Below are 12,923 nucleotides of genomic sequence, written 5' to 3'. Positions count from 1 at the left end.
TACCAAAGAAAATATAAAGCAAAACTATCTGTTTATTAACAATCAAAATCTCTGTCTATTGAAAGCATCCCACGATCAGTGCATCACCGCTACAAATCAAAGAAACACTCTTTCCCTGTTCCCTGTTAAGCGTTCCCTGTTCCCTGTTCTCTTAGAAATCAAAATATATGTAAGGTAAACTGCCTTCAGGAGCGAGTAACAAAACACTGTAGAAACACAAAGGTACGAAAACAAGCTTTACAGGCCAGATCAACTGTAACTTCAATGTTCGGTTAAAAATGTAGACAAGAGCCATTGCAATATATAGAACGACTAGCAAAATTGCCAGTTGGTATTGAGTTATGTTTAACGCATCAACGTATACCTTTTGAGCAAATTGCTCATTGGCAGGAAAACCCCAAAGATGCTGAAATACAAAAGAGGAATCTTCAAGATTGGGTAGGCGGAACCAAATCCAAGAGGTGAAAACCATAAATTGCGTAAGTAGCCAAGCCAAAACTGTACCCAATGGTTGTTGCCAGAAATTTTCCAGATCTTCAAAGCGATCACTGATAGCATCAGTGAAACGATGAACAGCCAAAGCTAATCCGTGAAATACCCCCCAAACCACAAAACCCAGTGCTGCACCGTGCCAAATACCTGCAATCAGCATGATAATCATTAAATTAAGGCAGGTGCGATCTAATCCTTGGCGAGAACCACCCAAAGGAAAGTACAGGTAATTACGCAGCCAATCTCCTAGAGTGATGTGCCAGCGCCGCCAAAAGTCAGCAATACTCGTGCTGAAGTAGGGAAAGTCAAAATTTTCCGGTAAAACCAACCCAAATAGCAAAGCACTTCCACGGGCAATATCCACGTAACCACTGAAATCCAAATACAACTGGAAGCCGTAAGCAAAAGTTGCTAACCACAAATCTGTGCTACCCGCCCTTTGCAAGTTCCCAAAACATAAATCAACAAAAATTCCCAAATGGTCTGCTATAATCCCTTTTTTGACTGCACCTCTAGCAATAAGCCATAGTCCCTCTGCCACAATATCAGGAGTTAGCAAGCGGAAATTTTTGAATTCATTCGCTAAGCTGTGAAAACCAGTAATTGGACCTGAAATCAGTTTGGCAAAGAAAAACTTGTATGCGGCAAATTGAAGAAACTCCTGAGTTGCGGGTGCGCCACGGTAGACATCAACTAAATATGCAATACACTCAAAGGTAAAAAATGAAATTCCCAAAGGGGTAATCAGTTTAAAATAGTCAGCAGATAAAGTGATAATACTCGGGTAAAAGAATTCTAATAAAGGTAGTAAATATTTAAAAATAAGTAGTAAAAAAACATTAGAAATGATACCTAACCACAAAAGCTTGAGACGGCGATGGTTCCAATCAATTTGAGCGAAATACCATTCTTGTTCAGAATATTGCCACTCTGAAAAATGGGGATGTGGTATCGTTTTTTCATCAATTTCTTTTGCAATACGAAAATTAAAAAAAGTGAGTACTAGTAGTAACGGGATGTAATGAACTTGTAAAAATACATAAAACACAAGGCTAGCAAGCAGCAACGTCCATAACCGCAACTTTTGTTGTGCCACAGACCAATAAATTCCCAGGACACTCAGCAAGAATAACCCGTATAGAATGGATATAAAATTCATGTTCTAGCCATTAATCATTAGTTATTAGTCATTATTTATTTGCTGAACCAAGGAATCATAGGATCATTCGCAAGCTTTTTCGATATTTTGTAAGCACCGTAGCGGTTAAGATGGCTGGGGTCGGAAAAGTAATCATTTGCATTAGGCCATAATTGGCTTAAGTCTTGGTAAATAAAATTTGGTTTACCAGCCAAACTTTGCATATACTGCTGAAATTCTTGCTCATATTTTGAGCGTACTGAGTCTAAATAATATGCTGTTACAGGCATATTAACAAACACTAAGTTTATTTTCTGAGACTGGGTAAATCTAAGTAGTGCTTGTAGAGCAGTATCTTGGTCACCTTGGAGTCGAAAATATTTGTAGTCGTTGTCGTAGTTACCAGAGACTAGAGAATATTTTTGATAGTATTTAGTCGGTTGGAAGCGAGTCGAAAGAGCAAGAAATCCATCAAAATCAACTGCTTGCACCTGAATATCTTCTGGATTTATGCTGTGTGATTTTTGAGTAACTGCTTGGTCTGTGTTGCTAATAACAGGCAAATATTTCAATTGTTGTTTCAAAATATTTTTAAGATTGTCACGCTTTTGATAAGTCGCGGAAAAAGTAGCTAAACCTTTACTTAACCAAGTATCTACAGCTTGATAAGTGCTGTTACCTTCCGGAGGTTCTTCCATTGCCGTTTCTTGGTCTGTGCTGGCTGCTTTTTGCAACACATATTGATATCCTGGTGATGCAGCAATTGTGCTAAAAGTTATATCCTCTCGACCGCTGTTGAAAGCACGAGCACCATCTGCCCAAATAATAAGTTTTGGTAGTTCCGACGGCTCAAGAACTCGACGCACAACAAAATCGACGACTTTTGCTGTGGCACCATTAATGCCAAAGTTAAAAACATCAATATTATGAGAACCTTGAGTTGCCACAAATTTAGAAATAGCAACAGGATCTATTCCCCTCAAGGCGCGGGAAGAGCCAATAATCAATACATCTGGTGGATGCCCTGTTTTTGCTAAACGCTGTTTGTATAGTATGAGTTGCTCATCTAATTGCGAAGCATTGAAACTTGGTATTTGCCTGAGTAATGCTCCTGATTTGTGAGAACGTGCTCCAAGAATAATAGCAATTGGTGTTGTTTTTGGCTTCAACGGAGAGGCTTCCAAATCTGATTGCGTAGATTTAGAAGCATTGAAGACACTGCTCTCATCTTTAGAAGATTTTTCTTTAGAAGTACTCGTAAAAAATGCAGTTCTCTGTTTCTTTTCAGCCGAGTAAGTATACGATGTTTTAATAGTAGAAGATGATTTAGGCGAAACGCTGGTAACCGTGGACGTTGGGGGTGTGGTGCGGGCTAACATTTTGCCCAAGATCCAATCTGTTTGTAAAGTCAGCAGTAATCCCAACGCACCCCAGACTAAGGCAACTCTCAGTGCTTGTCCTTGATGATGATTTTTAGTTTTTTCTTGTGATTTGTCGTTATCTGTAAAGAGCTGCGTTCCTAAAAAAAGCTTTCTGACAGTTGCGCTCCAATCTTGAGTCACTTGCGTGACAAAAATGTAAATTTCTTCTGTAGATATGTTAGGGCGCAGCACTGGTTCGTCAGTCTCAGAAGGTAAAAGCTCATGAACGTAAGCAGAGGTTGGAGCAAATTTTGGAGTTACTTCTGCTAGCAATGGTTCACGGTGTTTATAATCGACACTGTAGTCCCAAAAAGGTTCCTTGTTACCAGCACAGCGACCATAGACGCACACACCAGCAATTCCAGGGATTTTGAGCTGATGCACAAACTCAGTTACTTGTGAAGCAATTTGTTCGCGTGCTGGACAAACGGGTTCATCACACATGATGTGCAATAAATCCCCAATGCGTTGCACAAAGACGCGAATACCTCCGGTTTTGAGACGCAGATCTAAATCAGGGTTGAGCAAACGCTCAAGTAGGAAAACAATAGCACGTTCATCCCCAGAAGTCGCCAGTTCCTGGGCGGATATTGCAAGAGCTGGATGTTCGTTAGCAGGTAAGGACAACCAATCAACCCATGCTGGTTGGTTATCTGTTGTTTTTTGTCCATACACTGTCGCTGCAATAATACCTTGGGGGGCTATTTTTTCTAAAACGGGTCTTAAGGCTTGTAAACACAGTGTCTTCTCTAAGATTGGAGCAGCTGCCAATGTTTGAGAAACTGGGGTACAAAAGATATGTAGTGTTGATTCTTTGAGTATTGCTTCTACTGCTACTTTTGACCCTAACAACGTCTCACTTAACAAACGTGACAGGGCTTGCACATCTCCCCAACGCGCCCATTCCTTAACCATGACTTCAGATGGCGTCAAATCCACCAAAAACCGCCAATCTATCCTGCTTTCACCCTTGACACGCGAAGCGATCACAGCATCTTGGTAACCAGAAAGTTTAAGATGCCGCAATTTCTGAGCGACTGGTTCGGCTATTAAAGATGGATCTGGGCTATAACTCGATTCACAAAATATCCACAGTTGAGTTTCATTTTTGTGATTGTTTTCTGTGGATTTTGGCTTGATGACTTCAACTTGTACAGCAATACCAAAAGTACTGAGTGTTTCACTCAGATAGCGAGCGATCGCCTCTGGATCTCCTTGGCGTGCTAAAGTTTCGTTAGAAACAATCAGCGCCCCATCGGCAAGTTTTTTGGATTTTCCCTCATCTTCTAGCAGCGCTTGCTCTACCTGTTCTAAATGCCGATCAAGTTGATTGAGATAAACTTTATGACACCATCTCGGTCGATTTTCCCCTTTTTTGCGTCCGTAGACAAAGACTTGATAAATTGCAGGTTGCTCAATGCTAGTCAGGACATCCAAATCTGTTTGTTGTAATGCTCGCAGCAAGTCAGACAGAGTTTGCCAACGCTGAGGACATTCTCGACCTTCACATAAAATGTGTAGTTCGTTTCCCTGCAACCGGATTTTTACCCCGAAAGTGCTAATCCCTGTTGCTTGGCTAACCCACTGCACTAGAGATTTTTGGCGATCTGGTAATTCTGTTTTCATGGAAAGTTGACTTGACAGGAAGCTTGTGACAGGGAACAGTGCTTTCGTTTCGTAAAAAATTGCATACTAGCTCAAGGGAATTTTGTCAATCCGTTTTGACTAGGAACTTAGTGAAATGATTCTCAATCGCTATTCCCGAATCGGCAATCTCCAATTCCTTGTAAACTAGAACTATAGAATTATGACACTATGTCGTTTTTTTTAACACTTTTGTTACCTTATAACTTTGTAAAATCGGCAAAAATAGTTGTGTACAGTCACAAGACTGACTTTTGTTTGGTTTTGCATTTTATCCCTTTCATTCTTAAACCCCCACGGAAAACTAATGCCACCTGTGACACCCGGTTCTTTATCTGATTCTGGACTAAATCTAACTTTGTTTACCATTCCCCAGTCTTTGCTTTTGCAAGTTGGTACCGCATCTATACTACTTTTGCAAATAGCCGAAAAAAGCACCACAGAAACTCTACAAGCGTTTGGGGAGGCTACAGTTGAATTGTTTCGAGGCGATCGCCTGCCGATTCTTAATTTCCCTGATGAAAAAGAATCTTAAAATCTAAAAAATGTACTTTGCCTCCTCAATGATTCTATGGCAATTGTCATAACTTAGTCAGGTCATAGAATCAAAAAATATTAACCTGCTTAACCGGCATAAAGGATATGAATTACCTTTTATACTCTTTTACTCAGGCAGTGAACATCTACCCCGCCTCCGACTTATTTTTGCGACATCGCCTGCAAGTCGTAGAGGAATTGTGGGAGTCGGTTCTGCGCCAAGAGTGTGGTCAAAAGATGGTAGACTTGCTGCGGCAACTACAGGATTTGTGTTCCCCAGAGGGACAAGCAATCAACGACCAAGCTTCCTCTGTGTTCAAGTTGATAGAACAGCTCAATATCAACGAAGCAATTCGAGCAGCTCGTGCTTTCGCTTTGTATTTTCAGTTGATTAACATCATAGAGCAGGACAACGAACAAAAACAGCAATTAATTCGTTATGAGGTAGAAACAGAGTCAACAACTCAAGAAACTCTACCAGATTTCATCTGTTCATCAAACCAAGAAGAAGCAGAAAATCCTGTTAACAGTGGACTTGGAGCAGATTTGTTGACAAAAAGTTGGCAAGCAAACTCCAATAGTAAACGAAAAGGAACTTTCGCCAGTTTGTTGCCTTATTTATTCAATTTAAACGTCCCACCACAGCAAATTCAACGTCTGATTGCACAGTTGGACGTGCAGCTTGTATTTACAGCTCACCCAACAGAAATTGTTCGACATACAATCCGTGATAAGCAGCGGCGAGTGGTTCAACTGTTACAACAGCTAGATGTGGTGGAAAAACGTTCTACGAACGGTAGTCCTTCGTGGGAAGTCGAGGAAGTGCGAGAACAACTGCTCGAAGAAATTCGCTTGTGGTGGCGTACCGACGAATTACACCAGTTTAAACCTTCAGTACTTGATGAAGTAGATTATGCCTTGCACTACTTCCAAGAAGTTTTATTTGATACTATTCCTCATTTGCACAAACGTTTCAAACACGCATTGTCTAGCACTTTTCCCTGGTTGGAACCTCCTGAGAAAAACTTCTGTAAGTTTGGCTCTTGGGTAGGAGCAGACAGAGATGGAAATCCATCTGTGACACCAGAAATTACCTGGCAAACAGCTTGTTATCAGCGCAATATTGTGCTAGAGAAATACATCAAGTCGGTAAAGCAGTTGATAAACTTGTTGAGTTTATCGCTGCACTGGAGTGATATCTTACCAGACTTGCTCGAATCTTTAGAGTTGGAGCAGTCTCAACTGAGTGAAGTATACGATCAACTGGCTTTGCGGTTTCGACAAGAACCATATCGGCTGAAGCTATCTTATGTACTCAAGCGCCTGGAAAATACTCGCGATCGCAACCTAGCTCTGTACAAACGAGAACCCCTAAAAAACGAGAATATCCCAATTTACCATTCAGGAGCAGATTTTTTAGCAGAACTACGCTTGATTGAACACAACTTGACAGAAACAGGTTTGAGTTGTCGAGAATTGGAACATCTAATCTGTCAGGTAGAAATTTTTGGTTTTAACTTAACACATCTCGACATCCGCCAAGAATCATCCCGTCACTCTGATGCTTTAAATGAAGTTATAGAATACTTGGGAGTTTTAAAAGTCCCTTACGACGAACTATCAGAAGAACAGAGAACTGCTTGGCTGGTTGAAGAACTGCAAACACGCCGCCCGTTAATTCCAGCAGAACTGCCATTTTCCGAAAAAACGAACGATGTGATTCAAACTTTACGGATGGTGCGATCGCTCCAACAAGAGTTTAGTCATCATATTTGCCAAACTTACATTATCAGCATGTGTCGCCAAGTAAGCGACGTGTTGGAAGTATTGCTACTGGCTAAAGAAGCTGGACTTTATGATCCGGGTACTGCTATTGGAAGCATTCAAGTTGTTCCCCTGTTTGAAACAGTAGAAGATTTGCAACGTTCCACAAGCGTTATGCGGGAACTGTTTACATTACCCTTGTACCGCGCTTTGCTAGCAGGAGGGTATAAAGCAGGGGAGCAGGGGAGCCAGTGCGTTGCGGGGGTTCCCCCCGTTGTAGCACCTGGCGTGAGCAGAGGAGCAGAGGAGCAGGGGAGCCAGTGCGTTGCGGGGGTTCCCCCCGTTGTAGCACCTGGCGTGAGCAGAGGAGCAGGAGAAGTTTCTTCCTCTACCTCCCAATCCACATCACCCTTAACTCCCAATTTGCAAGAAGTGATGCTGGGGTATTCTGACAGCAACAAAGATTCAGGTTTCTTAAGCAGTAACTGGGAAATCCACAAAGCTCAAAAAGCACTACAGAAAATTGCAGAAGAATATGGTCTAAATTTGCGGATTTTTCATGGACGCGGTGGTTCTGTTGGACGCGGCGGTGGTCCATCTTATGAAGCTATTTTGGCTCAGCCCGGTCACAGTATCAATGGACGAATCAAAATTACCGAACAAGGAGAAGTTCTGGCTTCTAAATATTCCTTACCGGATTTAGCGCTGTACAACCTGGAAACGATCAGCTCTGCTGTTATTCAAGCTAGCTTGCTGCGGACGGGGTTCGATGATATTGAACCTTGGAATGAAATTATGGAAGAATTAGCAGCGCGATCGCGTGTTCACTATCGCAACCTCATCTACGAACAACCTGATTTTATTGACTTCTTCCATCAAGTCACCCCCATTGAGGAAATTAGCCAGCTGCAAATTAGCTCCCGTCCAGCCCGTCGTCCATCTGGTAAGAAAGATTTAAGCAGCTTACGGGCAATTCCTTGGGTTTTCAGCTGGACGCAAACCCGATTCTTACTACCTTCTTGGTACGGTGTTGGTACAGCTTTGCAAGAATTCTTGAACGAAGAACCAGAAGAACATTTGAAGTTACTGCGTTATTTTTATATCAAATGGCCCTTCTTCAAAATGGTGATTTCTAAAGCAGAAATGACCTTAGCTAAAGTAGACTTGCAAATGGCACACCAATATGTTCAACAATTGTCCAATCCTGAAGACAAACCCCGTTTTGAGCAAGTTTTTGAACAAATTGCTAGTGAATACTACTTGACAAGGGATTTGGTTTTGCAAATCACCGGTCATCAACGGCTTTTGGATGGAGACCCCGTATTGCAGCGCTCAGTCCAGTTACGTAATGCTACAATTGTGCCCCTAGGCTTCATACAAATTGCCTTGCTCAAGCGCCTGCGCGAATCTCGAACAAATGTGACATCTGGAGTGATTCACTCTCGTTACAGTAAAGGCGAGTTGTTACGAGGAGCATTATTAACTATCAACGGTATTGCCGCAGGCATGAGAAATACTGGTTGATTTGTTATACAAAGTCATTAGTCAAAAGTCGTGAAACATTGACTCTTGACTAATGACTAATGATTAATGATTAATGACTAATGACTAAAAATCGGACTCTCACTTGTACCTTTGTAGCCCTGCTGTCAGGATTTTTGGGAGGTTACATCGGAGGACAAATCACCTTAAGTCTCCACAGTCAGAAGTGTCAAAACCAAACTTGGGGATTGAAGGAGATGTGTAATGTTTTAATTACACCAGGGGCAGTTTGGCAGGGTAGCACAACAGGACTGTGGACTGGAACTGTGTTGGGTGCATTTGTTGGGGGTTCAGTGACACGGCAAACTCGGGAGTGAGGGATTGAGGGAGTCACAGAGTCAGAGAGTGTTAGCAAAGCGAGCCGTAGGCTGGGAGTTATTTCTCGCCCTGCTCCCTGTGCTCCCTGCTCCCTGTGCTCCTTGCTTTACAACCCGTCAGTAGGGGCTGTTGGCGTTCGTCGATGACTCAAAGTTCTCCAGGTGTTAGTTCTGGTGTCAAAACAACGCCAAGTAGCCCCAGAAGACTCCCGGTAGCAAAACAGAGAGCGATCGCCAGCGTTAAGATTATCAGTTAAATAGTAAACAATTCCTCTAAAAGGATGAGTTTTTCGACTCAACCGTTTAGCTACTGCTTGATTGGGACATTCTACGACAAACACGGATTGTCCATCTAAATGACCCAAAGAGAAGATGCACATGCGCAAAATGGCTCGCAGCCAGCTTTCTGAGCTATCAAAATAATCATCAATAATTTTGTTAGTGAGAGCTTTTTCTAGAGCACGGTCTTTTTTCTGAGGAGTGTGAGGGTCTGACATAGCGCAACAATTATGCTTTACCGTTGGTTTGAGATTAAACCAAAAGCTCCAAAAGTGACAAGCGTATGTCGAAACATACACTTCATTTAGTTCAAAGTGAGTCAAGAACTAGGGGTGTAAGGGTGTAAGGGTATAAGGGAATAGGGGATATAAGAGTGTGGGGGGCTTGTATCTTTCGGTTCCAGGACAGAGGTGTACAAAAATACAAATCCCTCTTATACCCTTTCACAAAAATCCTGATACATTTGACTCCCCCTACTTCCCCTACTTCCCCTACTTCCCCTACTCCCCCACTTGCCCACCATGTTCTAACTTTAAAGTGAAACGGTATTACCCCTAAACCTCTACGCCTTAGCTTCGGTCAAAAACAACTGCCTGATGTAATCCTCCATATACCGAGCTTTTTGCCTACGCTGACTTTGTTGTGTTCACAAAGCCTGGTAAAATTCTCTAGTAAGGTAATTCAAACAGTGAACAGTGAACAGTAAAAATTGATAACTGATAACTGTTAACTGATAACTGGTAACTGATAAGAAACTGCCATGACTGCTGAAATTAACCAACAAAGCCAAACAACTAAAGGTGCTGATGCAGTTGATGAAGCAATTGCAAGCGGAATAGATTTTGATGGTTCCCCTATTCCCCCCGCGAAACTAGAACTTTATCACAAAGTCATGGGGCTAGAAGGAAACAGACAGCGCAGTGGTGTCAGCAACACGATGCGATCGCGAATTGTGCGAATTGGTGCAAAGCACATACCCCAAGAAGAACTCAACCAACAACTGACAGATGCTGGTTTTGCGGCGTTAAAAGAAAAAGAAATTGCCTTCTTCTACGGAGGAAAGTGATACCATTTAGCCGTATCTTCACTTAAGGTGTGAGGCATGAAACTTAAACAAGTTCTTCTTGTAGTCTTGCTTGTAATCATGCTTGGAGTTGGGTACTCTAGTATCTCATTTGCACAGGCTACACCAAACCAAGTTACATCACAGCTAACCAGTGTTCTCAAAATAAAAACTAGCGAGTTACCAAAGGTATCAGAGTTAGAAGGCGAAATTTTAACGCTAACCATAGCACCAGGAGACATAGGTATCTGGCATACACATGGCTCGCCTGCATTTGCTTACGTAATTAGCGGTGAGTGCATCGTTGATTCTCGCTCAGGCGAGCCTTCAATTACATTACCTGCTGGCAAAGCCATTATGGAACCGATTAATGTTGTTGGGCGTGCTAGGAATCCTAGTTTAACAGAGCCAGCGAAATTGGTATTATTTCAGCTTAGAAAGCCTGGGACTGCTTTCCTAGACGTTGTTTCTCAATAAGAATTTAACGCCAGTCGGCTCTGTTTGAACCGGAGGGAGTTTTTTGGTTAGCTTGAATACCAAAAATCCGTGACACTGTATCCCAAATCTGCCAACATTTGCCGTAGCAGTGGTAAACTTAGCCCAATCACGTTGCTATGGCAACCTTCGATTTTTTCCACAAACAAACCACCGCGACCTTCAAGAGCAAAAGCACCAGCACACTTTAAAGGTTCACCTGTGGCGACATATGCCGAAATCGTCTCACTGCTAAGTTGAGCAAAGTAAACTCTTGTTACCTGACATCTAACCAAAGTATGATTTTGGCAAAGGTCAATTAAGGCATGACCTGTGTAAAGATCACCAAAATGACCTTGCATTTTTTGCCAGCGTTGACGTGCTTCTTCGGGATTTGCTGGTTTACCATGAATTTCCCGGTTAACAGCCAAAACAGAATCGCAACCGATAATCAGAGACGATGGAAACTGAGGGGCTACAGTTTCTGCTTTTCGCTGAGCTAAAATTTGCACTAATTGTGCAGGATCATCTGTTTGGACTTGCGACTCGTCAAAATCACTGGGACAAACCAAAGGTTCAATCCCAGCTATTTGTAGTAAGCGGCGTCGTGCGACAGAAGCAGAGGCGAGTACAAAGGGTGGAATACCCATAGCAGATAGTACTAATCACTAGTAAACTGAGAAAGATTCTACTGATTCTTCAATTAATCCTTTCACTCTACCCCAACGTCTTTCAGGAATTGAGGCGTTGATTGTAAAAAGTTTGCCACGGCTAACAGCAACACTAGCAAGGTTATGGCGTTGTTGGTTGTTAGGTAGTGCGATCGCATACTCTAAGAGATAGTATGTTGTTCCGTTCGATTCGCGCTCTTCGGCATCGACTAATTCAGCTTTGCGACCGGAACCTTCAGGAGCAAGAGCCTTTTTTCCCAACCTATATCCTACCTCTGTTGGTGTCCCTAATTCTTTGAGAGTTTTGCCTTCTGGAACTGGACTAATCACTACAGAGATATTTTCACTAATCTCAATGATGTCGTGGAACACCACATCTGGACCGTCGGCAACTTTAACTTGCACCCAGCCGTTAGGATATGAAAACTCATAGCCATTAGTAGTGTCTACATAACTTCGTCCAACCGCCGCCGCTACATTAGAATGACTGAAGCTGAAGGCAAACACCAAGAGCAAAATGAATATAATTTTTTTCCACATTTTTACAATTTCCTTTAGGCTGGAAGCAACACAAGGGAAGTTCATATTTCGTTTTTCATTGTCCCATGTATGCTGACAACTTACGAACTGCGCTGGTTTTCTCCTGGCACGATACCGGAAAATATTGAAAGTTGGTTTAAGCAGAATTGTCTGATAGACCCTATGCAACTACCAGAAGAACGCACGGATGTATATCTTTACTCACCAAAGTGTGATTTCTTAGGAATCAAACTGCGTCAAGGACGGCTGGAAGTCAAGTGGCGCAAAGCACAATTAGGCGCTGTGGGTTTTGGCGATTTTGTAGAAGGTAAGGCAGAGAAATGGAGTAAGTGGCTGTGTTGTGATGATACAGAAGAAAGTTTTCAAATAAACCTCGTTCTGGGCAATTCCTCATGGGTGAATGTCCAGAAAGTTCGCCATTCCCAACTTTACCAAGTTTTACCAGAATTTCCACCACAACCCGTTTGTGCAGATGAGCATATCGAAAACGGTTGTACAGTAGAACTTACCCATCTGATCATTCAAGGGAATGCTTGGTGGAGTCTTGCATTTGAAGCTTTTGGTGAGGATGCTTGTTTGATGGAGAATCTTCAGACAACAGCAAGTTGGGTATTTGATACTTATCGCGAGTTAAAGTTAGAGGCTGTTAATTCTTACGCATTCCCTAGTTGGTTAGCACTGGTTCATAAATAAGCGTCAAAAAACAAGCAAAAATCACCCACAAGGGTACTGCTGTACTCAAGAACATTGAGCTACCATTTGAGAGAATCAAGTAATTTCAAGGTTTATCATGTAACTATAGTTACTTTTTAAAATGGAAAAGCCCAGCAATAACGATAAAAATAGAGTCAAATTTGAGACGCTAAAAATACGATAGTACTCAGCAATCATTAATCCGAAAAGTAGCAGTCACTTATAATGAGTAGCTGGCTAAAAAATGAATAGCCTTTGCCTAGGAAAAGCTATATCCAAAATCAGTTCATGACTTTGTTATGAACAAATTTGAATGGCGAGATGAATCACAGTCAATTTCATTAATTA

At 42.0% G+C, this 12,923-nt stretch carries 11 protein-coding genes; 6 read left to right on the top strand and 5 right to left on the bottom strand.

Annotation, left to right across the window (positions count from 1 at the left end; translation table 11 throughout):
* Positions 1-151: 151 nt before the first annotated feature.
* Together AC5JM2_RS20390 and AC5JM2_RS20385 are read right to left on the bottom strand one after the other, a co-directional pair.
* Entirely contained in the window at positions 152-1,651 is a 1,500-nt protein-coding gene (locus tag AC5JM2_RS20390) for an MBOAT family O-acyltransferase (protein WP_495836664.1), read from the bottom strand.
* Positions 1,652-1,686: 35 nt separating this feature from the next.
* Positions 1,687-4,677, bottom strand: coding sequence for a DUF1574 family protein (locus AC5JM2_RS20385; RefSeq protein ID WP_495836663.1), 2,991 nt, complete (start codon positions 4,675-4,677; stop codon positions 1,687-1,689).
* Positions 4,678-5,002: 325 nt separating this feature from the next.
* Here AC5JM2_RS20385 and AC5JM2_RS20380 point away from each other — a divergent pair, with 325 nt between their 5' ends.
* The 3 genes from AC5JM2_RS20380 to AC5JM2_RS20370 all read left to right on the top strand — a co-directional run bounded on the left by AC5JM2_RS20380 (position 5,003) and on the right by AC5JM2_RS20370 (position 8,855).
* Positions 5,003-5,230, top strand: a complete 228-nt coding sequence (locus AC5JM2_RS20380; RefSeq protein ID WP_495836662.1) for a hypothetical protein — start codon at positions 5,003-5,005, stop codon at positions 5,228-5,230.
* Between the two features lie 107 nt (positions 5,231-5,337).
* Positions 5,338-8,520 (top strand): phosphoenolpyruvate carboxylase, encoded by a 3,183-nt coding sequence (locus AC5JM2_RS20375; RefSeq protein ID WP_495836661.1) that lies wholly within the window; start codon positions 5,338-5,340, stop codon positions 8,518-8,520.
* Positions 8,521-8,600: 80 nt separating this feature from the next.
* On the top strand, positions 8,601-8,855 hold the full coding sequence (locus tag AC5JM2_RS20370) for a hypothetical protein (RefSeq protein WP_495836660.1): 255 nt from the start codon (positions 8,601-8,603) through the stop codon (positions 8,853-8,855).
* A 107-nt stretch (positions 8,856-8,962) separates the two neighbouring features.
* On the opposite strand, the gene AC5JM2_RS20365 is transcribed toward AC5JM2_RS20370, so the two are convergent.
* A complete protein-coding gene (locus AC5JM2_RS20365) occupies positions 8,963-9,352 on the bottom strand; it encodes a hypothetical protein (RefSeq protein WP_495836659.1) in 390 nt (129 codons plus the stop codon).
* 542 nt (positions 9,353-9,894) lie between these two features.
* Between AC5JM2_RS20365 and AC5JM2_RS20360 the strand changes: the two genes are divergently transcribed.
* Positions 9,895-10,200, top strand: coding sequence for a small RNA NsiR4-regulated ssr1528 family protein (locus AC5JM2_RS20360; protein WP_169157171.1), 306 nt, complete (start codon positions 9,895-9,897; stop codon positions 10,198-10,200).
* Between the two features lie 36 nt (positions 10,201-10,236).
* Complete coding sequence (locus AC5JM2_RS20355; protein WP_495836658.1) at positions 10,237-10,674, top strand: cupin domain-containing protein; 438 nt, start codon at positions 10,237-10,239, stop codon at positions 10,672-10,674.
* A gap of 47 nt (positions 10,675-10,721) precedes the next feature.
* Here the strand turns inward: AC5JM2_RS20355 and AC5JM2_RS20350 are convergent, their stop codons facing one another.
* Positions 10,722-11,321 carry a Maf family protein gene (locus tag AC5JM2_RS20350; protein ID WP_495836657.1) on the bottom strand — a complete coding sequence of 200 codons (600 nt, stop codon included), beginning with the start codon at positions 11,319-11,321 and terminating at the stop codon, positions 10,722-10,724.
* A gap of 18 nt (positions 11,322-11,339) precedes the next feature.
* Positions 11,340-11,882 carry a photosystem II reaction center PsbP gene (psbP, locus tag AC5JM2_RS20345; protein ID WP_495836656.1) on the bottom strand — a complete coding sequence of 181 codons (543 nt, stop codon included), beginning with the start codon at positions 11,880-11,882 and terminating at the stop codon, positions 11,340-11,342.
* Positions 11,883-11,951: 69 nt separating this feature from the next.
* Here psbP and AC5JM2_RS20340 point away from each other — a divergent pair, with 69 nt between their 5' ends.
* Entirely contained in the window at positions 11,952-12,575 is a 624-nt protein-coding gene (locus AC5JM2_RS20340; protein WP_495836655.1) for a hypothetical protein, read from the top strand.
* Positions 12,576-12,923: the final 348 nt, after the last annotated feature.

The organism is Brasilonema angustatum (genome assembly GCF_059505445.1).
The sequence above is the reverse complement of the archived record's forward strand: the minus strand, read 5'-3'. Positions and strand labels throughout refer to the sequence as shown.